The following is a 23,673-nucleotide window of genomic DNA, read 5'->3' on the forward strand; positions in this document are numbered from 1 at the left end:
ACGCCGCCTCGGGCGGGTTCGTCGCCCCGTTCATCCAGCCGGAGCTGGTGTGGGACTTCCGGATTCCGCGGGTCTGCTCGATCAACGCGTCGGGTCACAAGTACGGGCTGGTGTACCCGGGCGTGGGCTGGGCGATCTGGCGCGATGCGAGCCACGTGCCCGACGATCTGGTGTTCCACGTCAACTACCTGGGCGGCGACATGCCGACCTTCTCGCTCAACTTCTCCCGCCCCGGTAGCCAGGTCGTCGCGCAGTACTTCATGTTCACCAGCCTCGGATTCGAGGGGTACAAGCGGATCATGCAGGAGGCGAGCGACGTGGCGCAGTACCTGGCCGCCGAGATCGAGAAGATCGGCCCGTACCGGCTGATCACGCGCGGTACCGACCTCCCGGTGTTCGCCTTCGCGCTCCAGGACGAGGTGACGAACTACACCGTCTTCGACCTCTCCGACCGGCTCCGTCAGCGCGGCTGGCAGGTACCCGCGTACACGTATCCCGCCGACCGCGAGGACCTCGCCGTCCTGCGTGTCGTGGTCCGGGCCGGGATGAACCACGACATGGCGGACCTGCTGCTGGCCGATATCCGCAACCACACCGAGAAGCTCGAGTCCCTCACCGGGCCGCTCCCCACCGAAGCGGCCGAGGGCGCTTTCGCGCACTGATCGGACTCCTCCGGTCCGTTCGGCTCCCCTGCCGGGGACGGCCGGGTCCGCGATGCGCGCGGACCTGGCCGGCACCGTCGCCGGCCGGGCAGAATGGGCGCATGCCCAGCAGCCCGACGGTGACCGACCCCGCGCGCCCGGCACCCTCGAACCCGGTCGACTCCGAGCGCCTGCGCCACCTCGCGCGACTGCGCAGTGTCCGCGACCGGATCGATCGGGACTACGCGCAGCCGCTCGATGTCGAGGCCCTCGCCCGCGGCGTCCACATGTCCGCGGGACACCTGTCTCGCGAGTTCCGCACGGCCTTCGGCGAGTCGCCGTACAGCTACCTGATGACGCGGCGGATCGAGCGGGCGATGGCGCTGCTGCGACGCGGTGACCTCAGCGTCACCGACGTGTGCTTCGCGGTGGGATGCGCGTCGCTGGGGACGTTCAGCACCCGCTTCACAGAGCTGGTGGGCATGCCGCCCAGCGCGTACAAGCGGGAGGCCGCGGGCACCGCCGACGGAATCCCCACCTGCGTGGTCAAGCAGGTCACGAGACCGATCAGGAATCGAGAAGCACGCCCAGCGGCGCGTGATTAGCGTTGTCGGCATGACGATCAACATCGCTTACACGTTCCTGCCGCACACCGACGCAGACAAGTCCGTCGAGTTCTACCGCGACGTCCTGGGATTCGAGGTCCGCAAGGACGTCGGCTACGGCGACATGCGCTGGATCACCCTCGGACGGCCCGAGCAGCCGGAGATGTCGATCGTGATCGAACCCCCGGCCGTGGATCCGGGTCTCAACGACGACGAGCGTCGGGCCATCGTCGAGATGATCGCCAAGGGCAGCTACGCGCGCCTGACGCTGGCGACCGACGATCTCGCGGGCGTATTCGACAAGGTGCAGGCCAGCGGTGCCGAGATCGTGCAGGAGCCCACCGATCAGCCGTACGGTGTGCGGGACGCCGCCGTGCGCGACCCGGCGGGCAACCTGCTGCGCATCAACCAACTCTGATATCGACCGATCCGACATCCGCCGGCCGTGGCGGACACCTCCGCCCGTAACGACCAGAAGGAGCCGCCCACGATGGCCGCGAGGACCAGCACGACGGCGCACGCCGCGGAATCGACTTCGCGGCACGCCCCTGAATCGACCTCGTGGCACGCCGCTGAATCGACTTCGCGGCACGCCGCTGAATCGACTTCGCGGCACGCCGCGGACACCCACGACACGATCCGCGTGACCGGCGCGCGCGCGAACAACCTCGCGGACGTGAGCATCGAGCTGCCGAAGCGGCGGCTCACGGTCTTCACCGGGGTGTCGGGGTCGGGTAAGTCGTCACTGGTCTTCAGTACCATCGCCGCCGAGTCGCAGCGGATGATCAACGAGACCTACAGCGCGTTCGTGCAGGGCTTCATGCCGACGCTGGCGCGGCCCGATGTGGACGTGCTGGAGGGGCTGACCACGGCGATCATCGTCGACCAGGAGCGGATGGGCGCCAACCCGCGCTCCACCGTCGGCACCGCGACCGACGCGAACGCGATGCTGCGGATCCTGTTCAGCCGGTTGGGGAAGCCGCATATCGGCTCGCCGCAGGCGTTCTCGTTCAACGTGGCGTCGGTCAGCGGCGCCGGCGCGGTGACGATGGAGCGGGCCGGGACGACGGTCAAGGAGCGGCGCAGCTTCAATGTGCTCGGCGGCATGTGTCCGCGCTGCGAGGGCATGGGCTCGGTGAACGACATCGACCTGAGCCAGCTGTACGACGACACCAAGTCGCTCAACGAGAATCCGTTCACCATTCCCGGCTACAGCATGGACGGGTGGCAGGGCCGGATCTACCGTGGCAGCGGGTACTTCGACCCGGACAAGCCGATCCGCAGGTACACCAAGCGGGAGCTGGCCGACCTGCTGTACAAGGAGCCGACCAAGATCAAGGTCGAGGGGATCAACCTCACCTACGAGGGGATCATCCCCAAGCTGCAGAAGTCGATGCTGTCCAAGGACGTCGACTCGCTGCAGTCGCACGTGCGGGCGTTCATCGAGCGGGCGGTCACCTTCACGACCTGTCCCGAGTGCGGCGGCACCCGGCTCAGCGCGGCCGCCCGGTCGTCGAAGATCAAGGGCAAGAACATCGCCGACCTGTGTGCGATGCAGATAAGCGATCTCGCCGAGTGGATCCGACAGGTGGAGGAGCCCTCGGTGGCACCGCTGCTGACCGGGCTGCAGGACCTGTTCGACGCCTTCGCGGCGATCGGGCTCGGGTATCTCTCGCTCGACCGGCCGGCGGGGACGCTGTCGGGGGGAGAGGCGCAGCGCACCAAGATGATCCGCCATCTCGGGTCAGCGCTCACCGATGTGACCTACGTGTTCGACGAGCCCACCATCGGGCTGCACCCGCACGACATCGCGCGGATGAACGACCTGCTGCTGCAACTGCGCGACAAGGGCAACACGGTGCTCGTCGTGGAGCACAAGCCCGAGGCCATCGTCATCGCCGACCACGTCGTCGACCTGGGCCCCGGTGCCGGTACCGCGGGTGGCCGAGTGGTCTTCGAGGGCACCGTCGACGCCCTCCGGGACAGCGGTACACTCACCGGCAGGCACCTGGACGATCGTGCGACCCTGAAGGATTCGGTGCGTGCCCGGTCCGGGGTGCTGGAGGTGCGCGGCGCCGACGCGCACAACCTGCAGCACGTCGACGTGGACATCCCGCTCGGCGTGCTGGTGGTCGTGACCGGGGTCGCGGGTTCGGGCAAGAGCTCGCTGATCCACGGCTCGGTGTCGGTGCTCGAGGACGTGGTCGCGATCGACCAGAGCGGCATCCGCGGCTCGCGGCGCAGCAACCCGGCCACGTACACCGGGCTGCTCGAGCCGATCCGCAAGGCGTTCGCCAAGGCCAACGGCGTGAAGCCGGCCCTGTTCAGCTCGAACTCGGAGGGCGCGTGCCCGGCCTGTAACGGTGCCGGCGTGATCTTCACCGACCTGGGCATCATGGACACCGTCGCGACCATGTGCGAGGAGTGCGAGGGCAGGCGGTTCCAGGCCGCGGTCCTCGAATACACCCTGGGTGGCCGCAACATCGCCGAGGTGCTCGCCATGCCGGTGGCCGAGGCCGAGCGGTTCTTCGCCGATGGGGACGCGAAGATCCCCGCGACGCACCGGATCCTGCAGCGGCTTGTGGATGTGGGTCTGGGCTACGTGAGCCTCGGCCAGTCGCTCACCACGCTGTCGGGCGGCGAGCGGCAGCGACTCAAGCTGGCGACGCACCTGGGGGAGAAGGGCGGCGTGTACGTGCTGGACGAGCCGACGACGGGCCTACACCTCGCCGACGTCGAGCAGCTCCTCGGCCTGCTGGACCGGCTGGTGGAATCGGGGAAGTCGGTGATCGTCATCGAGCATCACCAGGCGGTCATGGCCCATGCGGACTGGATCATCGACCTCGGCCCGGGCGCAGGGCACGACGGTGGCCGCGTCGTCTTCGAGGGCACCCCGGCCGATCTCGTGGCCGCACGCTCCACGCTGACGGGGGAGCACCTCGCCACCTACGTCGGCTGAACATGTGCACCCTTCCGTCGGCGCGCGGTCGACGGAAGGGTGCACATGTTGGATGCGGTGGTCGACGGAAGGGTGCACAGGTTCAGGTGGGGCTGGGCTCACCGATCACGCTGCGGTAGAGGTCGATCCCGTAGCTGGTGGCCAGTGGCCGGCCCGGAACCATCGCGAACGTGCGTGTCCCGTCGCCGAGGCGTTCGGCACGTAGGAACGCGTCGCGTGGGTCTCCGCGGCGGTGGAAGCCGTCGGCGAGGGTGAACATGTGCGTCACGTAGACGACGGTGACGCCCGCATCCTGCAGCGCGGTCACGACCTCGCGGGCCAACACCGCGCCCTCCTGCTCGTTGGTCGAGGCCATCGACTCGCCCAGCAGGATCAGGTCTCCCGGCCGGATGTGGTCGGCGATGGCGCTCATCCGCGCGAGCTCGTCCTCCAACCGCCCGCCTGCGGCCGGGTCCTCGCGCGGGGCGGAATGGGTGAACACGCGAGGGAACACCCCGCCGCGGTAGGCGCGCGCGGGCACGAACATCCCGCAGCGCAACATCAGCTGCGCGATTCCGACGCTGCGCAGGAACGTCGTCTTGCCGCCGCCGTTGGCGCCGGTCACCACCACCAGTGAGCGTCCCGTCGCGTCCACCGTGCTGCCCACGGCGGGCCCGACCGATGCGTCCGGGCCGCGACCGCCGAGCAACAGGGTCGGGTCGTACAACCCGTCGGCGGCGAACCCCGGCGGGTCCTCCTGCAGCTCTATCGGTTCCGGGAGGCACCACGCGCCGCCTCGCTCGGTCAGGGCGGTGAGCAGGGCGACGGTCCCGAGGTAGAACCCCAGCTCGTCGGCGATGGTCTGGAAGTACCGCGCCACGTGGTCGGTCGCCTGCGCGAGCGAGTCCGCGGCGGTGCGCACACCGCGTCCCGCGAGCGCCGCGAGATCCTCGCCGCCCGGCCCGTCCACCTCGGTGACGTCGAAGCCCACCCCGCCCGGTTCGCGGTGTGGCCAGCCGCGGCGCCCGACCGGCCCCGCGCGTCGCAGCGTGTAGTCGGTGCCGTGGTTGCCCATGCCCAGCCGCGCGCTGACGAGTTCCCCACGGGCGAACCGCAACTCGCGGAGGTGGGCGCGTACCTCGGTGAGGTAGGCGTCGTCGAGCTCGGTCGCGACCTCCGCGAGGAACGCCCGGAGGCCCGCCGACCGGAACAGGGGTGCGTACCGTGCGCACGTGGTCCGCAGGCGGGCGAACACCTCGACGAACATGTCCAGTACGTCCAGCGAGCGGTACAGCACCTTCTCCGGCGTCGCCCGCGTGAACAGGCCGAAGTAGTTGCGCCGCTCCTGCTCCACGGCGTCGACGGCGATCCGGCGCAGCTCGGCCACCTCCGCGGGATGGGCGATGCAGTCCCGCAGCACCGCGTGCCGGTGGCGGATCTCCGCCGCAGTCGCGGTGGCGCCGAGCAGCATCCGCTCCGCGACTCGGTACACGTCGTCGTCTCCGTCGGCCATAGCCGCCAGCAGCGGCTCCAGGCCGAGGTCGCGACGGAGCTCCTCGGAGCGGGGCGGCAGCGCTGGCAGATCCGTCAGATCCCGTTGCGGGGAAAGCAGTCTCGTCCTCATGGGTGCCCCCTGCTCCGGCCGCGCTCCGCTCTGTACGCACGCGCCGCAGCAGCGTGTCGTGGTCGAGGCCGTGTCGGTGTGCCATCGCCGACGCATACGCCCGGCCGCCGGGTTGCTGGCGCCGCACGTGATAGGTGCGTTCGGTGGGGTCATCGTCGGCGACGGTGGCCACCAGGCTCACCACTGTGCTGCCGGACACCTCGGCGAGGTCGGCGATCTCGTCGACGAAAGTGACGTAGGCGCAACGGGATCCGGCATCGATGAGTCGATGCATCAGAGCGCTTCCCAGCGCTGCGGCGTCCGCGAGGCTGGTGGAGGTGAACGTCTCGTTGAGCACCACGATGCTGCGGTCCGTGGCGTGGTCGACGATGGCGCGCACCGACAGCAGGTCGTCCTCCAGCCGACTGCGCGGCCGGCCGGGGTCGGTGCCGCGCTCGAAGTGGGTGAAGACGGAGTCGAACAGCGCCACCCGGCCACTGCGCCCCGGGATCGGCAGGCCGAGCGCGGCGAGGTACTGGATCTGTCCGAAAGCCCGGGCCAGCGCGGTCTTCCCGCCGTGGTTCGGCCCGGTGATCACCAGGATCCGCTCGCCCGGCCCGAGGACCAGGTCGTTACGTACCACCGATTCGCCGCGCCCGACCAGCTCGGCGGCAAGTGCGAGGTCGAACGTCTCCCGCACGTCGAGGGCGGCGCCTGCGCCCGCACCGTCGGACACCGTCGGGAGTACGAACGGCAGCCCCGCGGCGGCCAGCGAACCCACGTGGTCGAGATAGCCGAGATAGAACGGCAGCTCGCGGTCGAACCGCTCCAGCGTGGGGTCGACGTACCGGTGATGGCGCTCGCAGAACGCCGCCAACGCGCGGAAGGCGTCGCCGTGCGTGCCTGCGACGAGGTCGAGTACGGCGGCCTCGACACCGTTCAGCCCCGGCGGCGACGGTGGCTCCGGTGCCGAGTGCGGCGGCCCGGCGACCTTGAACTTGCCGAACACCTCCGCCACCTCGGCGCCGTAGTCGGCCTCGCCGCGATAGCGCCGCACCTTGATGTTCGGCCCCTTGATCTGCACGCAGTAGACGACGTCGGCGAGGGTCGCGGTGATGCCCTCCACGTCGGCGCGCAACGCGGCGAAGCCGGGGGTGCCGAGGTAGGTGTCCAGATGACCCGCGAGGCCGCGAAACGCCGCGGACCGCGGGCCGGCGGCCGCCAACCCGTCGCGCAACCGGGCGACACCGTCGGCGTAGCGCGCCACACCGTGCAGCGCCCACCCGTCGCGCTCCGGCCGCCCGGGGACGGACCGCGCCGCGGCAGTGGATGCTCGGACCTCCGCCATCGTTGCACCGAAACCGTCTACCGCCGAACGTATCCCGGGGTCGGCGAGGTCGCGGCACACGTCCTGGCGGTAGCGCACGGCGGCCGCGTCCGGGAGGGGGAGATCGAAGACCGCGGCGGCGTCGGGCCCGCCGCGCGCGATGACGGCGTCGGCTATCCGATCCAGTTCCAGATCGCGGAGGACGAACGGGCTGGTCCCAGGCCGGGCCCGGGCCCCCGACGTATCAGGGGCTCGGTCGAACAGGATGCTGGAGAACGCCACGGCCGGTCACCATCCCCAGTATGGCACCGCTACCGAGGCGTGTGCCAGGCTCGGTGAGCGCGCCGAGCCGGCAGGTCAGGCGCCGTCGCGTGCCTCCCGGGCACCCTTGGACGCCAGCTGGTCCGCCAGCTCGTTGCCCTCGTTACCGGCGTGACCCTTCACCCATCGCCACTCGATCTCGTACTGCGCGGCCACGGCGTCGAGTCGCTGCCACAGCTCGGCGTTCTTGACCGGCTTCTTGTCGGCGGTCTTCCAGCCGTTGCGCTTCCACCCGGCCACCCACTTGGTGATGCCGTTCTTCACGTACGAGCTGTCGGTGTGCAGAATCACCGGGTGCGGTCGGTTTATCGCCTCGAGTGCCGAGATCGCGCCCATCAGTTCCATGCGGTTGTTGGTGGTGTCCGGCTCGCCCCCGTACAGCTCCTTTTGGTGTTCCCCGAACCGCAGGACCGCGCCCCAGCCGCCCGGGCCCGGATTGCCCAGGCACGCACCGTCGGTATAGATCTCGATCGCGTCCGTCACCCGACCAGACTAGTGGTCGCCGCGGGAGCGGTGCTCCGGGCGGATTCGGATCGGCGCAGGCGGCACTCTGCCGGGGGTGCGGCCCTGTCGCAGCACCGTGGTGCGCTGGTCGGAGTCGAGTCCGGGTGGTTCCGGGGCGGGGTCGGGGCGAGGCGGGTCGGGCCTGGTCGGCGGCTCCGACACGGAGATCGGTGGCGGCGCTGGGCGGGGTGGCAGCGAAGACACGACGGGCGGCTGGTACCTCTCGACCGGCACCCGCTCGACCGGGACCCGTCTGCGTTGCAGTGCGGCCCGCAGCCCGAGGGCCGCGACGGCTGCTACGACGGCGAGCACGACCGTCGCCCACAGTCCGAGCCCGGTGCTGTAGTCGACCGGCCAGGTCGACTCCGCGGAATAGGCGGTCACCGGGGGCGGTCGGATGGCGCCGGTGCTCACGGCCGCCGCTGCGGCGGCGATCGCCGTCAGGGCGGAGAGGGACGCAGCGAGTCGGCTCCGTCCGACTGCTGCGCCGGCCGCGAGTAGGGCCGCGCCCGCCAGACAGCCGAGCGCGAACCACCCGACCCATCCGCGTCCCGCGAGTTCGGCAGCCAGCTTGTCCTCGTCCGGCATACCGGGGGCGGTCAGCTGCGCGATGCCGTTGAATCCGCACCCGAAGCCGAAGTCGTGCGTGACGATCCACCCCGTGTACCACGTGGCGAACACGGTCCGCTGCGCGAGGCCCGCCGCGAGCACCACGGCGCCGACGCACACCCAGACGAGCGGGCCCCGGCGGTTCGTCGGTGCGGATCGGGCTGGTCCCGGCATGGCTTGTCTCCTCGGTCCTGGGTCTGCCGCGAAACTATTGCCGGCCGCTCGAGCGCGGCTTAACGATTGCTTGACCATGTGGGGCGCGCAGTTCGTGCCGCGATCGCCCTCACCCCGCTACACTGTGTCGATGACACACTTTCTTCGAATGTGTCCCATCCGTGGATCGGTTGGCGGATCGACCTGCGCGGCGGGTCCCAGGTGACCGCCGCGCTCGCCACTGTCGCGGACTCCAGGGGGCGGGCCCGGACCCGCCGTAAGCTCGTCCGGGCCGCGTACTTCGTGTTCGCGCAGCACGGCTACGGGTCCACCACCGTCAAGATGGTGTGCGACGCCGCCGGCTTCACCCGCGGCGCTTTCTACTCCAACTTCTCCAGCCTCGAGGAACTGTTCATCGAGGTCTGGCGGTACCACGTCGAGTGGATCATGCTGGTCATGGGCCGCGCGGTCGACTCGTCGATCGGCCGCGGCGCCGACTATGTGAGCCTGGTCGAGAGGGCCGTCCGCGCGGTGCCCGTCAACGAGCGGTGGCACCGCGTCAACGCCGACTTCATCGCGCTCTGCACGCGTACCCCCGAGCTGCAGCAGGTGGTCCGGGACGGGCAGCAGATGTTGCTCGCGAATATGCTGCCCACCGTGATGCAGTTGATGGAGGCCGGGGGCCGGCGGGTCACCGAGCCGGAGGCGCTCGGCTATGCGCTGTTGTCGGTGCACGACGGCACCGCCGCCCAGATCGTGATCGACCAGGGCTCCGAGGTGGTGGCACGCATGCGGATCCGGCTGCTGACGGCCACGCTCGACATGTACTCGGAGCCGATCGAATAGATGCGCACAGCGCTGCTGATCGGCATCGGTGCCGGCGACCCCACGCAGGTGACCGTGCAGGCGATCGAGGCGATGAGCGCCGCCGACGCCTTCTTCGTGCTGGACAAGGGCGCCACGACGGGCACCCTGAAGGGGATCCGGCAGGAGATCCTCGACGCCTACGCGCCGGGTGCGCGACTGGTCCTCGTGCCGGACCCGCCCCGCGACCGGGACGCGGCCGACTACGTGGCGGCGGTGGATGATTGGCACGACCGACGGGCGGCGGCACTCGCGGAGGCCGTCACGCGCGAGGTGCCCGACGGCGGCGTCGCCGGATTCCTGGTCTGGGGCGACCCCTCGCTGTACGACTCCACGCTCCGAATCGTCCAGCGGTCTCCGATCCCGTTGCAGCCGAGGATGATTCCTGGAATCACCAGTGTGCAGGCGCTCACCGCCGCCCACGCGGTGCTGCTCAACCGGGTCGGCGAACCCATCCACATCACCACCGGTCGTCGGCTCGCGGAGGACGACGGCCGCAACACCGTCGTCATGCTCGACGCCGACTGCACCTTCCTGCGCACCGCCCGCCCCGACGACGAGATCTACTGGGGCGCATACCTCGGTACCGAACACGAGATCCTGCTGTCGGGCACCGTCGGCGCGGTCGGCGAGGAGATCGCCCGAACCCGCGCAGCGGCGCGTGCCGAGCACGGCTGGATCATGGACGTCTACCTGCTTCGACGCCCCGAAGACGGTGAAGCGCAAGGCGGATGACCGACTGGAAGGCCTTCGAGGTCACCGTCGCCGACCATGTCGCGGAGGTCGTGCTGACCGGGCTTGGCAAGGGCGACACGATGGGCCCGACTTCTGGCGGGAGCTCCCGCTGCCGTCCGCCGAGCTCGACCGTGGCGATCGCCGCGGTGTTCGACAAGCGCGCGCCGGAGTTCCGGGGAGAACAAGCCGACGGAACGGTGCACATGTTGCGATAGCGGACCGACGGAACGGTGCACAGGTTCAGACGGTGCCCGCGAGCGCGGCCATCACCCGGTCGGCGATCTCGGGCCGGCAGATCACGAGGTCCGGCAGGTAGACGTCGGGGTTGTTGTACGTCAGCTCGGACCCGTCGAGACGTGAGCAGTGCAGGCCCGCGGCCCGGGCCACCCCCACCGGCGCGCAGGAGTCCCACTCGTACTGGCCGCCCGCGTGCAGGTAGACGTCGACGTCGCCGCGGACCACGGCCATCGTCTTCACGCCCGCCGAGCCGAGCGCCACCGGCGTGAGGTTCAGTCGCTCGGCCACGCGGAACATGCCGGGTGTGGCCCGACTGCGCGACACGGCCATCGTCCCCGTCAGTGGTCCCGTCGGGCGGCTGACGGTGTCGGACCGGAACACCTCGCCCGTGGCCGGCAGCGACACCGCCGCGGACTCCGGCTGACCGCCACGCGTGAGTGCCACGTGGACCGCATAGTCCGGCCGATGGGATGCGTAGTCGCGGGTGCCGTCCAAGGGATCGATCACCCACACGCGGTCGGCGGACAGCCGTGCGGCACCGTCGGGCGCCTCCTCGGACAGCACGGCGTCACCGGGCCGGTGGATGCGGAGCACCTGCGCGATCCAGGCCTGCGCGAGCGAGTCCCCGATGTCGCCGAGCACGCGGTGCTCCAGCAGCGCCGCGTGCCGGATCGCCTCGAGGATCCGGCCGGCGCCGTCGGCGATCTCGACCGCCAGGTCGATGTCCGACAGGCTTCCGAGCGGGAGGGCGGGCCGCGACCCGGAGCCGGGGGTCATCGGTCGACTGTCGGGCCGGGTGTCATGTCTCCAGACTAGAGGCACCGCGCGCGACGCTCGACATTTCGTGGGGGCACGGATTTAAGGTGGGAGCGTGCCCGAGCTCCCGGAGATCGCAGCGATCGCCGACTACGTCGGCGGCAAGGCCGTGGGTACCGAGATCCGGCGCGTCGACGTCGCCGCGCTGTCGGTGCTCAAGACGTACGCGCCCGGCCCGGCCGACCTCGTCGGTGCCCGCGTCACGGCGGCCGAGCGGATCGGCAAGTACCTCGTGCTGCGCGCGACGGGCGCCGACGGCGGGCCGGTCGCGTTGGTCGTGCACCTCTCGCGCGCCGGCTGGCTGCGGTGGTCCGCGAAGCTGCCGCAGACCCCGCTGCGCCCGGGCGGGAAGTCGCCCATCGCGCTGCGGGTCCACGTCGGGCCGCCGGGCGAGGGGTTCGACCTGACGGAGGCCGGCACGCAGAAGCGCCTCGCGGTGTGGATCGTCCGGGACCCCGCGGAGATCGACATGGTGGCGACGCTCGGGCCGGATGCGTTGGCGGTGACCCGCGACGAATTCGCCGCGATCCTGGCCGGGTCCGGCTCGCAGGTCAAGAACGTCCTGCGCGACCAGCGGCTGATCGCCGGCATCGGCAACGCCTATTCGGACGAGATCCTGCACGCCGCGAAGCTGTCACCGTTCGCATCGGCGAAAGGGCTGGGCGACGACGCCGTGACCCGGCTGTACGAGGCGATGGTCGCCGAGCTCACCGACGCCGTCACCCGGTCGGTGGGGCAGCACGTCGCCACCCTCAAGTCCGAGAAGCGGTCCGGGATGGAGGTACACGGCCGCACCGGCAGCCCCTGCCCGGTGTGCGGGGACACCGTCCGCGAGGTGTCGCTGGCGGATCGGTCGTTCCAGTACTGCCCCACCTGCCAGACCGGCGGCCGCGTGCTGGCCGACCGGCGTATGTCGCGGCTGCTGAAGTAGCGTGACATCATTCACATGACCGAAGGAATCATCCGGACTGAAGTCCGGTTGATGTCGGTCAGACACTTCAGACGAAAGGACCACCCCCGTGGGACACGCGCGCAAGACTCTCGATCTCGGACTCCTCACCCTGCGTACCGCCGTCGGCGGCACGCTCGCGTACCACGGCGCGCAGAAGCTGTTCGGGTGGTTCGGCGGCCCCGGCCTGGATGCCACCGCCCAGGGCTTCGACGCGATGGGGTTCAAGCCGGGTAAGCAGAACGCCGCCCTCGCGGGTGCCGGTGAGCTGGCCGGCGCGCTGCTGGTGGTCGGCGCGGCGACGCCGTTCGCCAGCGCGGGCGTGCTGGGCGCCATGGTGGGGGCCGTGAGCGTCCACAAGCCGAACGGCTTCGCCGCCACCGCGGGCGGCTACGAGTATCCCGCCGTCCTGGGCGCGACGGCCGTCGCGCTCGCGCTCACCGGCCCGGGGCGCTATTCGATCGACAACCTGCTGGGTAACCGCCTCAACCGCGGGTGGCAGGCCGGCGTGGCTCTCACCAGCTCCGCCGCGACCTCGGCCTTCCTGGTCAATCGCCGCGCCGCCGCGCAGAACGTCTCCACCGAGGCGTAAGTCGGGTCAGACCACCAGCCCCTGCTCCAGCCGGGCCGTCGGCGTACCCGCGCCGGCGGCCTCGCGATATGCGGCCCCGACGGTGGCGACGGCGGAGCGGAGCAGAGGCTCGGGCAGGGTGTAGGGGATGCGGATGTGGCGCTCACCGGCACCGTCGACGGTGAACGCCGATCCGGGCGTCAGCCGCACCCCGCGCCGCGCCGCTGCCGTCGCGGTCGCCGTGGCGAGTGGCGCCGGGAGCGCGACCCACAGGCACAGCCCGCCGGGCCCCGGCACCGTCGTCGCCCCCGGTAGGTGCTCGGCGAGCTCGGAGCGGACGACGGACCTGTTGGCGAGCAACATCCGCCGACGCGCGGGCAGGAAGTCGTCGAGGTGGCCGAGTGTGTACGCGGCGGCCAGCTGCTCGAGGACGGTGCCCGCAAGGTCCAGCTCGTATCTGGCGGCAGCGAGCTGTGGGATGGTGTCCTCGTCCGCGCGGATCCAGCCGATCCGCAGCCCGGCCCATACGGTCTTGCTCGCGGAGCCGATCGTGACGACGTGTGCGCCGCGGCGGGCGAACGCGGCGACCGGCGGCGGGGGAGCGGCGTCCAGTCCCAGCTCGGCCATCGTCTCGTCGACGACCACGGTGGCGCCGTTCGCTGCGGCGATCGCCGTCATCGCGGCGCGGCCCGCGGCGTCGAGCAGCAGGCCGGTGGGGTTGTGGAAGTCGGCGATCGTGAAGATCATCCGCGGATGATGTCTGCGCACAACGGCTTCCAGCTGGTCGAGGTCCCAACCCCGCTCCGGATGCAGTCCCAGTGGTACCGCTCGGGCGCGGTGTCGGCGTAGCGCGAGCAGCGTGCCGTGGTGGGTCGGCTGCTCCACCACCACGCGTTCGCCGGGCGACACCACCGCGTCCAACACGATCCGCAGCGCGTGCTGCGCGCCTGCGGTCACCAGGATCTGCTCGGGCCGGGTCGGCAGACCCCGCTCGGTGTACCGGATCGCCACGGCTTCGCGCAGCGCACGGATCCCCGTGGGGTACACGCCCGTTCCGCTCAGGTACGGAGGCAGGGCCGCGACCGCGTGGCGGTACCCCTCCTGCACGATCCCGTCCGGCGCTGCGGGTGCGGCGACGTTGAGGGCGATCGCATCGTGGCCGGCGTCCGCGGGCTCGGCAGGCACCGCCACCGGCAGGCTGAGCACGCTGCGCATGCCCTGCCGCGACTGCAGGTGACCGCTCTCGCGGAGGTCGGCGTACGCCGCGGTGACGGTGGTACGGCTGACGCCGAGTTCGGCGGCCAGGGCGCGCTCCGACGGTAGCGCGGTGCCGACGGGGACCCGCCCGTCCAGCACCAGCAGCCGGACCGCCTCCGCGATGCTCAGGTACGCGGGGCGTCGACTGCTGGGCGCCCCGTGGCCGGTCGCGGGCCGCCACGCCCCGAGCTGCCGGGCGAGCGATGCGGCGGATGCCACCGCAGAGTGGCCTGTGATCACCGGGCCAGTGTCCGGGAACTGGCTATGGATTGCAAGGCCAGTGACCCGCACAGTGGACGAATGCGGTTGACCATCAGACTCGTCCGGCTCGCGCTCGGGCTCTTCCTGTACGGCGCCTCCGAGGCACTGCTCATCGCTTCCGGCCTGGGCAACATCCCCTGGGACGTGCTCAACCAGGGTGTCGCACGTCACCTCGGCGTGTCGATCGGGGCCGTCGTGATCGGCGGCGGCGCGCTCGTGCTGCTGCTGTGGATCCCGCTGCGTCAGCGGCCGGGGTTCGGCACCGTCGCCAACGTGGTGACGCTGGGGCTGGCGTTGAACCTCGTGCTCGGCTGGCTGCCGCGGCACCCGGGCGTGCTGCTGGGTGTGGCGATGATGGTGGTCGGCATCGCGCTCAACGCGATCGCCACCGTGCTGTACATCGGCGCCGGATTCGGCGCCGGGCCGCGCGACGGGCTGATGACGGGGCTGGTGGCGCGCACCGGCTGGTCGATCCGGGTGGTGCGGACGGCGCTGGAGGTGATCGTCGTGGTGATCGGGTTCGCGCTCGGCGGCACCCTGGGCGTGGGCACCGTGCTGTACGCCGTGGGGGTGGGCCCGTTGATCCAGCTGGTGAACCGCACCGGGCTGTTCGGCTCGGTCGGCGCCGCGCGGCCGCGGATGCCCGTCGACGGGGCGCCGGTCGCCGTCGAGTAGCCGCGGACGGGGCTGTCTCGCAGACGGCCAGGACGCGCAGACGACAGAACGCCCTCCCACCGTGCGGTGGGAGGGCGTTCCAGGTCAGCGTGGCGGCGGGCATGCCCGCCGGACGCGGATCAGTTCGGGTCGCTCAGGTTGGCGATGTTGGCGTTCTCGTTCGGCGTGACCTTGTCACCGCTCTTGTCGGCACCGGCCAGCAGCGAGTTGGTGTCGGTGTTGAGGCCGTCGATCCCGGACAGGTCGCCACCCTTGGCCTTGCTGACCACACCGGTGATCTTGTTGGCCAGGTCGCTCAGCGGCTTCGCGATCGCCTTGCACAGCGCGGGCGAGGCCTTTGCGTCCTCGGCGGTCAGACGCAGCTCGTGCTTGACGAACAGGGCGGCAGCACCGGCCTTGACGAAGCCGACGACGCGTCCATGCGCGCCCTTGGCGAACGTGCCGGCCTTGTACGGCTTGTAGATCCAGTGCCGGAAGGCGCCGGTCGCAGCCGCAGCGTGGGTGGCGAACTTGGTCTTGGCGAACGACGTCGTGTTAGACGTCGGGCAGGTCAGATCGACATCGCCGTTATCGGACGCCGCAGTGGCACTGGCCGCCGCGGTGGCAACGGTAGCGGCGGCGGTCGACGCCGCAGTGGAACTCTTCTTGGAGCCGCAGCCACCCACCAACAGGAGGGGGACGATCGCGAGGCACACGAGTGCCCGCAGCAGCGGGTGTTTGAAGGACATAAGCAAGAAAGCCTTTCGGTCGGAACCCGTAGCCGCCGAATCTACTGCCGTGGGCGCTCCGGAGCGTGCGAACCCGGCGTGTCGTGGGCGATATTGTAGTTGATTTACGAAATGTACCGTGCTCGGCGGCGGGTAGAGTCACCGTCATGGCGTCGCGTCGCAGAACCAGGGTTCTCATCACCGGGGCGAGCTCGGGCCTCGGCGAGGGCATCGCGCGGACCTACGCCGGGCAGGGGCGTGACCTCGCTCTCGCGGCCCGGCGGATCGACCGGCTCGGGCAGCTGAAGGCCGAGCTGGCGGTTGCGCCGGGCGCCGGTCGGATCGAGGTCGCCAGGCTGGATGTCACGGACTTCGACACCGTCGGGCCCGTCGTGGCGGACCTCGTCGAGCGCCTCGGCGGGTTGGACCGCGCCATCGTCAACGCCGGCGCCGGGAAGGGAGCGCCGCTGGGGACGGGCAAGGCGCACGCCAACCTGGAGACCGTCCAGACCAACTTGACCGGTGCGCTAGCTCAGGTGGAGGCGGTTCTCGAGGTCTTTCGGGCGCAGGGCTTCGGGCACCTCGTGCTCATGTCGTCCGTAGCGGGGCAGCGCGGACTGCCGAAGGCGCAGGCAGCCTACTCGGCCAGCAAGGCCGGGCTGACCGCGCTGGGCGAGGGCCTGCAGGCGGAGTTCGCGGGCACGCCCATCGTGGTGTCGGTGATCAAGCCTGGATACATCGAGACGGACATCAACGCGGGACTGCGGTCGCCCATGATGGTCTCGCGCGAGGCCGGCGTCGCCGCGCTGGCGAAGGCCATCGAGCGGGAGCCGGGGGAGGCAGTGGTCCCGGCCTGGCCGTGGGCGCCCGTCTCGGCGCTGCTCGCCCACGCCCCGACGGAGATCACCCGTCGGATGGTGTGATCCCCGCCGGGCGCGTTTCGATCGCCCGAGCGTGCCTAGACCGCGCGGCCGCGCTGGGCGCGGTACCAGCGGACTTCCGCGTCGGTGGACGAGTCGTCCTGAGTCGTGGGCGCGGACGCGTCGGCGATCACCGGCAGCAGGGCGTTCGCCTGGGCCTTGCCCAGCTCGACGCCCCACTGGTCGAAGGCGTTGATGCCCCACACCGCGGCCTCCGTGAACACCTCGTGCTCGTACAGCGCGATCAGCTGGCCCACCACCGACGGCGTCAGCTTCGGGGCGAGGATCGTGGTGGTGGGGCGGTTGCCCGGCATCACCTTGTGCGGCACGACCGAGAAGTCGGACGTGCCCGCGGTCTCCAACTCCAGGGCGATCTCCTCCGCGGTCTTGCCGAACGCCAGCACCTTGGTCTGCGCGAACAGGTTGCTCATCAGCAGGTCCTGCATCGAGCCGGTGCCGTCGGCAGTAGGCAGGTCGTCGGTCGAATTCGCGAAGCCGATGAAGTCGGCCGGAACGAGGCGGGTGCCCTGGTGTAGCAGCTGGTAGAAGGCGTGCTGACCGTTGGTGCCCGGCTCGCCCCAGAAGATCTCGCCGGTATCGGCGGTGACGGGCGTGCCGTCGATCTTCACCGACTTGCCGTTGGACTCCATGGTCAGCTGCTGCAGGTACGCGGGGAAGCGCCCCAGGTCGTTGGAGTACGGCAGTACGGCCCGGGACTGGGCGCCGAAGAAGTCCGAGTACCACAGGCCGATCAGCCCCAGCAGGATCGGCGCGTTCTGCTCGATCGGTGCCGTCCGGAAGTGCTCGTCGATCTGGTGGAAGCCGCCTAAGAACTCGGCGAACCGCTCGCGGCCCACGGCGGCCATCACCGACAGGCCGATCGCCGAGTCCACCGAGTAACGCCCGCCGACCCAGTCCCAGAAACCGAACATGTTCGCCGTGTCGATGCCGAACGCCGCCACCCGCTCGGCATTGGTGGACACCGCCACGAAGTGCCGCGCGACGGCGTCCTCGCCGGCGCCCAGGCCCGCCAGCAGCCACCGCTTGGCGGCCGTCGCGTTGGTGAGCGTCTCGAGCGTCCCGAAGGTCTTGGACGCGACGATGAACAGCGTGGTCGCGGGGTCGAGCCCCGACGTCACCGCTACCAGGTCGGCCGGGTCGACGTTCGAGACGAAGTGGCACGTCAGGCCGGGCTGTGCGTAGTGCCGCAGCGCGCGGTACACCATCGCCGGGCCGAGGTCCGAGCCGCCGATGCCGATGTTCACCACGTCGGTGATCGCCTTGCCGGTGAAGCCCTTCCACGCGCCCGAGCGCACCTGATCGGTGAAGTCGCCCATCCGCGCCAGTACCTCGTGCACATCGGCGGTAACGTTCTGCCCGTCCACCGTCTCCTCGGGCGATGACGGTGCCCGCAGCGCCGTGTGCAGCACGGCCCGGTCCTCGGTGGAGTTGATGTGGACGCCGGCGAACATGGCGTCCCGGCGGGCCTCGACGCCCGCGGCGCGCGCCAGATCGGCCAGAAGGCCGAGGGTCTCGCGGGTGAGGCGGTGCTTGGAGTAGTCGATGTACAGGTCGCCGACCCGGACGACCAGTTCGGTGCCGCGGGCGGGGTCTGCGGCGAACAACTCGCGCAGATGTGTGCCGGCCAGCTGTCGCTGGTTCTCGGTCAGCGCTCGCCACGCGGGTGTCGTGGTGATATCGCCGTCGTCCGCGGTGGTCGAGGACTGGGTGGTCGGGTTGCTCATGGCGCCTTCCCTGCGATGAGTCGACAACGTCGTGGGCGCGGCGATGCGCACGGCCCGAGGCGAGCCTATGTGCTGGCCCGAAGCGGGGCGCGGCGTACGCGGAAGTAGGTGGTGACGGACCTGCGCCCCGAGCCGCAACCCCTACTGCCTTCAAACAGTTGTAACGCCACAAGTATGCTGGGGGCATGCGACGAGTTCCCGGTGCCTCCCCCCACCGTCGGAGCCGCACCTCGAATCAGTCGGGCGCAGTTGACGAATCGGACTTCCGGCTGCGGGACATCGCGGTGGCGGCCTACGGGCCGTCCGTCCTGTTCGGGCTCGCCGAGGGTGCGATGCTGCCGATCATCACGCTGTCGGCCATCGAGCGCGGCGCCTCGATCTCGGTCGCCGCGTTCATCGCGGCGTTGATCGGTATCGGCTCGATCCTGACGAACATCCCGTCCGGCATGCTGGCGACCCGCATCGGCGAGCGGCTGAGCATGGTGGTCGCGGCCGCCGTGTCGGCCATCGGTCTGATCTTCTGCATCCTGCCGTTCGGGCTGTGGGTGTACGGCACGGGTGTGTTCCTGATCGGTGCCGCATCGTCGGTCTTCTCCCTCGCGAGGCAGTCGTACCTGACCGAGATGGTGCCCGTCGGGATGCGCGCGCGGGCGCTGTCGACCCTGGGCGGCTCGATGCGCGTCGGGATCTTCGTCGGCCCGTTCATCGGTGCCGGGTTCATGCACTTCTTCGGGCTCGCCAGCGCCTACGTCGTGGCCCTGGTCGCCGTGCTCGGCGCCGGGGGGATCGCATACGGCGTCCCCGATCTGGACAGCCGGGCGCACGACCGTGCCGCCGATGCGTCGGTCACCACGATCGGGATGCTCCGCCGGTACTGGCACGTGTTCCTGACGCTCGGCACCGGCATCGTGCTGCTGTCGGCGATCCGGCAGACCAGGCAGATCGTCATCCCGCTCTGGGCGCACCACATCGGCCTGTCGAGCGCGTCGGCGTCGATGATCTACGGCATCGCCGGCGCGATCGACGCTGCGACGTTCTACCCGGCGGGCAAGGTCATGGACCGCTACGGCCGGCGGGCGGTGGCCGTCCCGTGCACCGCCCTGATGGGGGTGAGCTTCCTGCTGATGCCGCTCAGCCACGGCTTCACCACGCTCATCCTGGTATCGCTGTTGATGGGCATGTCGAACGGGATCGGATCCGGCATCGTGATGACGCTCGGCGCGGACGTCTCGCCGTCCGTCGGCCGTCCCACCTTCCTCGGCCTGTGGCGCGAGCTCGCCGACGCCGGCACCGGTATCGGGCCCGTGATCCTGTCGGCGGTCACCGCGGTGTGGACGCTCGGCGGTGGCATCGTGGTGTCCGGCGTCGTCGGGTTCGCCGCCGCGGCGGCGCTGTGGCGATGGATACCCGGCCAGCGGGCGTCCCGGACGGAGCGGGCGCCGTCACCGTCGGAGCCCGGCGCGCTGCGGGAGTAGGCGCGACGACGGCGCGCGACCGGCGAAACGTGCTCCCGGCCGCCTGCCTGAGGGAGCACGTGTACCGCCCCTGCCGCTCCAGCGGCCGATCCGTGTCGACGCGTGTGGAGACGACCTGCCCGCAGGCACTGCCGGACGTGCAGGCATGTCGCGGGCGGTCGTTCGTCTAACGGCCCAGTGGCCCGCGGCCGAGGCGGAGCAGCAGCATGGCGAGTGTGTGTCCCTCGCGGCCGAGATCGGAGAAGCGGTCCAATACCTTCATCTCGCGCGAATGCACCAGGCGGGGGCCGCCGGAAGCCATCCGGGTCTGACCGATGATGCGAGACACCTCGGTGCGGCGCTTGACCGCGGCAAGGATCTCGGCGTCCAGTCGGTCGATCTCCTGCCGCAGGGCCGCGATCTCCTCCTCGGCGAGCGGTGTCTGCGCCCCCGTGTCCTCCTGCGAACTCATCTCATCATCTTCCCACGTGTCGGCGGCGCGGAATACGCCGGTCTGGCGCGCAGGCCGCCGCCTGGCGTGAGCGGGTCCACACCCGCCGCGGCACGGACCGCGGCGAGTGCCCATCTACGATGGGCCGCGATGTCCAGCCGTCGACGCACAGCCCTGCCCGGAGCAAGGAGGCTGTGGGTGCTGGCGGCGGTGCTGATCGCCGCGCAGCTGATCCTGCGGGCGTACGTGCTCGCGCGCGGCAACTTCTACTGGGACGATGTGGCGTTCATCGGCCGGGCGTCGGGACCGCTGCCCGACGCCCGGCTGTGGTGGGCGGACTACGACGGTCACCTCATGCCGGGGGCCCTGCTCACCGCGGGCCTGCTCACCGCGCTCGCGCCGCTGTCCTGGCCGGTCGCGGCGGCATCGCTGCTGGTCCTGCAGGCGGTGGCCTCGCTGGCGATGCTGCGGGCGCTCGTGGTGCTCGCCGGGCGCAGGCTGCTGGTGCTGGTGCCGTTCGCCTTCTATCTGTTCTCGCCGCTCACCGTGCCGGCGTTCGCGTGGTGGGCGGCCGGTCTCAATGCGCTGCCCATGCAGATCGGGCTGGCTGTGGCGGTCGCGGAGACGGTGCGGTTCGTGCGCACCCGTAGCCGGCTCGCATTCGGGCTGTCGCTGGCGGGGTATGTCGGCGGCCTGCTGTTCTTCGAGAAGGCGCTCGTCGTGCCGTTCGTCGCGTTCGCCGCGGTGGCGGTGGGCCGCGCTGTCCGGGCCCGCGAGCGGCCGGTCCGGTCGACGCTGCGGCGGGGCGCTCCGCTCTGGGGGGCGTACGCGGCGATCACCGCGTTGTGGCTCGTCCTGTACGCCGCCACCGCGCATCCTCGGCCCGGCGACCACACGGTGTGGTTCACCGGGCATGCGCTGTCGCGTTCGCTGCACTCGGTGCTGGCGCCCGCGGCGCTCGGCGGGCCGTGGACCTGGTACCGCGTCAACCCGGGCCCGCCGATCGTGGTCCCGTCGCTGGTGGTGACGGTGATCGGCGCACTCGCCGTCTGCGGGGTCCTCGTGGTGACCGCGTGGCGGTCGCCGCGCGCACTGTGGGCATGGGGGGCCGCCGCCGCGTACTTCGTCGTGTCGCTCGCACCGGTGTACTGGCTCCGCAGCTCGGCGTTGTCGTCGCTGCTGCTCCCGCTCTCGTTGCGGTACTTCCCGGACTTCGCCGCCGTGCTCGCCCTGGCGGGCGGCCTGGTCGCGACGGCGCGTGTGGTCCCGCCGGCGCAGCGCGTGCGACGCGTGCGTCCGGCGCTCGCTGCGGAGCGGTTCGCGGCCCCGCTCGCGGTGGCCGTCACCGTCGGATTCGTGGTCAGCGGATCGGTGTCGACGGTGCGTTTCGCGCATATCTGGCATGCGAATCCGACCGCTACGTACCTGGCGAACCTGCGCGCGGGGGCGCGCGTGTACGCGGGTACCACTGTGCTGGACGACGAGGTCGACGGTCGGATCATGAGCAAGCTGGCGTATCCCGACAACCGGCTCTCGGCCGTGTTGGACCGCGTGCGTCCCCGACCCGACTTCGAGGAGTACGCGCCCGAGCCGATCCTCGTGGATCCTTCGGGGCGCTTCCTGCCGGGTCGGGTCACCCGCGTGCGGTCGGTGCAGCCGGGCCCCATCGCCGGGTGCGGCTTCCGCGTCGACGAGTACCGGCCCACCGTGCTCTCGTACGAGGGCAGGCTGAACTTCTGGGACTGGGTGGTGCAGCTGAACTACCTGGCATCAGGGGCCGGGCGGATCTCCATCACCCAGGACGGCATCGGCCAGACGGTGACGGTGCCCGTGCAGCGCGGCCCGCACACGCTGTACGTGCGGGTGGCGGGGGCGGGCTACGGGCTCCGCGCCCAGGCGATCACGCCAGGGTTGATCGTGTGTGTCTCGGGCGGCCCCGTCGGGCTGCTCGTCCCCCGCTGAGCTCGACGCGCGCTGAACCGTGTCCAGCATTGCGCGGCCTTTGCCGTCTTGCACTTGAGACGGTTGGACATTTGATGTCGCAGAGACTCTGAAAACGCGTCCAAAACCAAGGAAACCGTCTAATTTTGTGCGCGCCGACGTTCCCTCGGTCTCTTCGAGTCAGGAGCTACATCAATGCATTTCACGGTGCGTCAGAATGCCCTCGCCGGAACCGCACTGGCGGCTGCCGCCGTCGTGGCGCTCAGCCCGGCGGTGGCGTCGGCGGCGGTCCCGGAGGCGAGCGCCGCGACGGTCGTCTCATCGGTGACGAACGCCGTCTCATCGGTGACGAACGCCGTCTCATCGGTGACGAACACGGTCGACTCGTTCGACCCGGGCGGCGCGCTCGGGGATCTGATATCGACGTCGGCAGCCGATATCACGGTGATCGCAGACTCGCTCGGTGCCGGGTTCGACTACCTCGGCTCCCAGACCCTACCCGCGGTGCCCGGTGCCCTGTCGGAGGCGATCGCCGACCTGGCGGCTGGTAATGCGGCCAATGCCTACAGCGATGCGATCGAGCCGTTCACGAACGCGGTGTTGGGATTCGGTCTGGTCACGGCCGTGCCGATCATGGGGCAGATCGACCCACAACTAGGCGTGCTGGGGCAGGTCCTCGACAATTCCCTGCTGCCGGTCATCAACGTCGTCGAGCCGGTGCTGAGCATCGTGGGTCTGCCGGCGGTGGCGCTCACCCAGATCCAGAGCGTGGGGACCGCGCTTGCCACCGGTGATCTATTGAGCACGCTCAGCGCGGCGAGCACCGGTGTAGACGCTGTTGCGGACGCCGCGTTCGACGACGTCTTCGGTAGTTCCGGTCTGGTCCCCGCCGTCATCGGTCTCGGGCAGTCCGTGCTGAGCACGCTGCAGTCGGCTGCATCCGACGCGTCGACGTCGTCCACCTCGCTGGCGGTCGCGTCCACGGTGTCCGCGGACAAGGTCGCCGCGCCGAAGCCCGCTTCGAGCGAGGCTCCGGCAGTCGCCACCGGTGCATCCGCCGGGACCGACAGCACCGCGAGCACGACGACCGTAGGCGGCCAGGGGACGTCGGCGCCGTCGGCCGGTGACACCAGCGCGCCTGCAGGCGGGTCCGGTGCGTCGAGCACGGCTGATTCCACCGGCACGGGCGCGGGAGACTCGGCCGGGACCAGCGACTCGGCCGGGACCAGCGGCACGACGGGGACGAGCGGCACGACGGGGACGAGCGGCACGACGGGGACGAGCGGCGCGACCGGGACGAGCGGCGCGACCAGGACGAGCGGCGCGACCGGGACGAGCGGCGCGACCGGGACGAGCGGCGCGACCGGGACGAGCGGCGCGACCGGGACG

22 protein-coding genes and 2 pseudogenes are annotated in these 23,673 nt (G+C 70.7%); 14 read left to right on the forward strand and 10 right to left on the reverse strand.

Annotated features, from left to right (window positions below):
• From ABD908_RS20185 to ABD908_RS20200, 4 genes are all read left to right on the forward strand, one after another.
• Positions 1-662 (forward strand): pyridoxal-dependent decarboxylase (locus ABD908_RS20185; RefSeq protein ID WP_344999324.1); only part of this gene is annotated, 662 nt, incomplete at its 5' end.
• Positions 663-763: 101 nt separating this feature from the next.
• On the forward strand, positions 764-1,246 hold the full coding sequence (locus ABD908_RS20190) for a helix-turn-helix transcriptional regulator (protein WP_344999326.1): 483 nt from the start codon (positions 764-766) through the stop codon (positions 1,244-1,246).
• Between the two features lie 10 nt (positions 1,247-1,256).
• Positions 1,257-1,664 carry a VOC family protein gene (locus tag ABD908_RS20195; RefSeq protein WP_344999328.1) on the forward strand — a complete coding sequence of 136 codons (408 nt, stop codon included), beginning with the start codon at positions 1,257-1,259 and terminating at the stop codon, positions 1,662-1,664.
• 72 nt (positions 1,665-1,736) lie between these two features.
• Positions 1,737-4,205, forward strand: a complete 2,469-nt coding sequence (locus ABD908_RS20200) for an ATP-binding cassette domain-containing protein (protein ID WP_344999330.1) — start codon at positions 1,737-1,739, stop codon at positions 4,203-4,205.
• An 82-nt stretch (positions 4,206-4,287) separates the two neighbouring features.
• Here the strand turns inward: ABD908_RS20200 and ABD908_RS20205 are convergent, their stop codons facing one another.
• From ABD908_RS20205 to ABD908_RS20220, 4 genes and pseudogenes are all read right to left on the reverse strand, one after another.
• On the reverse strand, positions 4,288-5,808 hold the full coding sequence (locus ABD908_RS20205; RefSeq protein ID WP_344999332.1) for a MutS-related protein: 1,521 nt from the start codon (positions 5,806-5,808) through the stop codon (positions 4,288-4,290).
• Positions 5,809-5,992: 184 nt separating this feature from the next.
• Positions 5,993-7,135: pseudogene (locus tag ABD908_RS27690) on the reverse strand (MutS-related protein); the annotation flags it as partial.
• Positions 7,136-7,471: 336 nt separating this feature from the next.
• A complete protein-coding gene (gene rnhA / locus ABD908_RS20215; protein WP_344999336.1) occupies positions 7,472-7,918 on the reverse strand; it encodes a ribonuclease HI in 447 nt (148 codons plus the stop codon).
• Positions 7,919-7,927: 9 nt separating this feature from the next.
• The gene (locus tag ABD908_RS20220; RefSeq protein ID WP_344999338.1) at positions 7,928-8,722 is read right to left on the reverse strand and encodes a hypothetical protein; all 795 of its coding nucleotides are present in this window, start codon (positions 8,720-8,722) and stop codon (positions 7,928-7,930) included.
• A 150-nt stretch (positions 8,723-8,872) separates the two neighbouring features.
• On the opposite strand from ABD908_RS20220, the gene ABD908_RS20225 reads away from it, so the two are divergent.
• The 3 genes and pseudogenes from ABD908_RS20225 to ABD908_RS20235 all read left to right on the forward strand — a co-directional run.
• Positions 8,873-9,547, forward strand: coding sequence for a TetR/AcrR family transcriptional regulator (locus ABD908_RS20225; protein ID WP_344999340.1), 675 nt, complete (start codon positions 8,873-8,875; stop codon positions 9,545-9,547).
• Complete coding sequence (cobF, locus tag ABD908_RS20230) at positions 9,548-10,300, forward strand: precorrin-6A synthase (deacetylating) (RefSeq protein WP_344999342.1); 753 nt, start codon at positions 9,548-9,550, stop codon at positions 10,298-10,300.
• A pseudogene (locus tag ABD908_RS20235) lies at positions 10,297-10,409 on the forward strand (enoyl-CoA hydratase); the annotation flags it as partial. The gene cobF and the pseudogene ABD908_RS20235, both read left to right, overlap by 4 nt.
• Before the next feature lie 131 nt (positions 10,410-10,540).
• Here the strand turns inward: ABD908_RS20235 and ABD908_RS20240 are convergent.
• Entirely contained in the window at positions 10,541-11,314 is a 774-nt protein-coding gene (locus ABD908_RS20240) for a 3'(2'),5'-bisphosphate nucleotidase CysQ (protein WP_344999344.1), read from the reverse strand.
• A 94-nt stretch (positions 11,315-11,408) separates the two neighbouring features.
• Between ABD908_RS20240 and ABD908_RS20245 the strand changes: the two genes are divergently transcribed.
• The gene (locus ABD908_RS20245) at positions 11,409-12,284 is read left to right on the forward strand and encodes a DNA-formamidopyrimidine glycosylase family protein (RefSeq protein WP_344999346.1); all 876 of its coding nucleotides are present in this window, start codon (positions 11,409-11,411) and stop codon (positions 12,282-12,284) included.
• A gap of 88 nt (positions 12,285-12,372) precedes the next feature.
• Complete coding sequence (locus ABD908_RS20250; protein ID WP_344999348.1) at positions 12,373-12,894, forward strand: DoxX family protein; 522 nt, start codon at positions 12,373-12,375, stop codon at positions 12,892-12,894.
• Positions 12,895-12,900: 6 nt separating this feature from the next.
• Here ABD908_RS20250 and yczR read toward each other — a convergent pair whose 3' ends face one another.
• Positions 12,901-14,370 (reverse strand): MocR-like transcription factor YczR, encoded by a 1,470-nt coding sequence (gene yczR / locus ABD908_RS20255; protein WP_344999350.1) that lies wholly within the window; start codon positions 14,368-14,370, stop codon positions 12,901-12,903.
• A gap of 60 nt (positions 14,371-14,430) precedes the next feature.
• Here yczR and yczE point away from each other — a divergent pair, with 60 nt between their 5' ends.
• On the forward strand, positions 14,431-15,066 hold the full coding sequence (gene yczE / locus ABD908_RS20260; protein ID WP_344999352.1) for a membrane protein YczE: 636 nt from the start codon (positions 14,431-14,433) through the stop codon (positions 15,064-15,066).
• 119 nt (positions 15,067-15,185) lie between these two features.
• Here the strand turns inward: yczE and ABD908_RS20265 are convergent, their stop codons facing one another.
• Positions 15,186-15,794, reverse strand: a complete 609-nt coding sequence (locus ABD908_RS20265) for a hypothetical protein (protein ID WP_344999354.1) — start codon at positions 15,792-15,794, stop codon at positions 15,186-15,188.
• Positions 15,795-15,940: 146 nt separating this feature from the next.
• Between ABD908_RS20265 and ABD908_RS20270 the strand changes: the two genes are divergently transcribed.
• Positions 15,941-16,696, forward strand: a complete 756-nt coding sequence (locus tag ABD908_RS20270; protein WP_344999356.1) for an SDR family oxidoreductase — start codon at positions 15,941-15,943, stop codon at positions 16,694-16,696.
• A 35-nt stretch (positions 16,697-16,731) separates the two neighbouring features.
• Here the strand turns inward: ABD908_RS20270 and pgi are convergent, their stop codons facing one another.
• Positions 16,732-18,390 carry a glucose-6-phosphate isomerase gene (gene pgi, locus ABD908_RS20275; RefSeq protein ID WP_344999366.1) on the reverse strand — a complete coding sequence of 553 codons (1,659 nt, stop codon included), beginning with the start codon at positions 18,388-18,390 and terminating at the stop codon, positions 16,732-16,734.
• Between the two features lie 233 nt (positions 18,391-18,623).
• Between pgi and ABD908_RS20280 the strand changes: the two genes are divergently transcribed.
• Positions 18,624-19,913: an MFS transporter gene (locus tag ABD908_RS20280; RefSeq protein WP_344999358.1), complete on the forward strand. Its 1,290-nt coding sequence runs from the start codon at positions 18,624-18,626 to the stop codon at positions 19,911-19,913.
• A gap of 166 nt (positions 19,914-20,079) precedes the next feature.
• Here the strand turns inward: ABD908_RS20280 and ABD908_RS20285 are convergent, their stop codons facing one another.
• Complete coding sequence (locus tag ABD908_RS20285; RefSeq protein WP_344999360.1) at positions 20,080-20,478, reverse strand: chorismate mutase; 399 nt, start codon at positions 20,476-20,478, stop codon at positions 20,080-20,082.
• Between the two features lie 15 nt (positions 20,479-20,493).
• Between ABD908_RS20285 and ABD908_RS20290 the strand changes: the two genes are divergently transcribed.
• Positions 20,494-22,305 carry a hypothetical protein gene (locus ABD908_RS20290; RefSeq protein WP_344999362.1) on the forward strand — a complete coding sequence of 604 codons (1,812 nt, stop codon included), beginning with the start codon at positions 20,494-20,496 and terminating at the stop codon, positions 22,303-22,305.
• A gap of 191 nt (positions 22,306-22,496) precedes the next feature.
• On the opposite strand, the gene ABD908_RS20295 is transcribed toward ABD908_RS20290, so the two are convergent.
• A complete protein-coding gene (locus ABD908_RS20295) occupies positions 22,497-22,661 on the reverse strand; it encodes a hypothetical protein (protein WP_344999364.1) in 165 nt (54 codons plus the stop codon).
• Between ABD908_RS20295 and ABD908_RS20300 the strand changes: the two genes are divergently transcribed.
• Positions 22,651-23,673 (forward strand): hypothetical protein (locus ABD908_RS20300; protein WP_425584397.1); only part of this gene is annotated, 1,023 nt, incomplete at its 3' end. The genes ABD908_RS20295 and ABD908_RS20300 overlap by 11 nt on opposite strands.

It is taken from the genome of Tsukamurella soli, from assembly GCF_039541155.1.
GTDB classification, from domain to species: Bacteria; Actinomycetota; Actinomycetes; order Mycobacteriales; family Mycobacteriaceae; genus Tsukamurella; species Tsukamurella soli.

Coding starts and splice junctions, on each gene's coding strand:
- ABD908_RS20190 (WP_344999326.1), top strand. CDS start 764: ATGCCCAGCAGCCCGACGGTGACCGACCCCGCGCGCCCGGCACCCTCG.
- ABD908_RS20195 (WP_344999328.1), top strand. CDS start 1,257: ATGACGATCAACATCGCTTACACGTTCCTGCCGCACACCGACGCAGAC.
- ABD908_RS20200 (WP_344999330.1), top strand. CDS start 1,737: ATGGCCGCGAGGACCAGCACGACGGCGCACGCCGCGGAATCGACTTCG.
- ABD908_RS20205 (WP_344999332.1), bottom strand. CDS start 5,808: ATGAGGACGAGACTGCTTTCCCCGCAACGGGATCTGACGGATCTGCCA.
- ABD908_RS20220 (WP_344999338.1), bottom strand. CDS start 8,722: ATGCCGGGACCAGCCCGATCCGCACCGACGAACCGCCGGGGCCCGCTC.
- cobF (WP_344999342.1), top strand. CDS start 9,548: ATGCGCACAGCGCTGCTGATCGGCATCGGTGCCGGCGACCCCACGCAG.
- ABD908_RS20240 (WP_344999344.1), bottom strand. CDS start 11,314: ATGACCCCCGGCTCCGGGTCGCGGCCCGCCCTCCCGCTCGGAAGCCTG.
- yczE (WP_344999352.1), top strand. CDS start 14,431: ATGCGGTTGACCATCAGACTCGTCCGGCTCGCGCTCGGGCTCTTCCTG.
- ABD908_RS20265 (WP_344999354.1), bottom strand. CDS start 15,794: ATGTCCTTCAAACACCCGCTGCTGCGGGCACTCGTGTGCCTCGCGATC.
- ABD908_RS20270 (WP_344999356.1), top strand. CDS start 15,941: ATGGCGTCGCGTCGCAGAACCAGGGTTCTCATCACCGGGGCGAGCTCG.
- ABD908_RS20280 (WP_344999358.1), top strand. CDS start 18,624: ATGCGACGAGTTCCCGGTGCCTCCCCCCACCGTCGGAGCCGCACCTCG.
- ABD908_RS20285 (WP_344999360.1), bottom strand. CDS start 20,478: ATGGGCACTCGCCGCGGTCCGTGCCGCGGCGGGTGTGGACCCGCTCAC.
- ABD908_RS20290 (WP_344999362.1), top strand. CDS start 20,494: ATGTCCAGCCGTCGACGCACAGCCCTGCCCGGAGCAAGGAGGCTGTGG.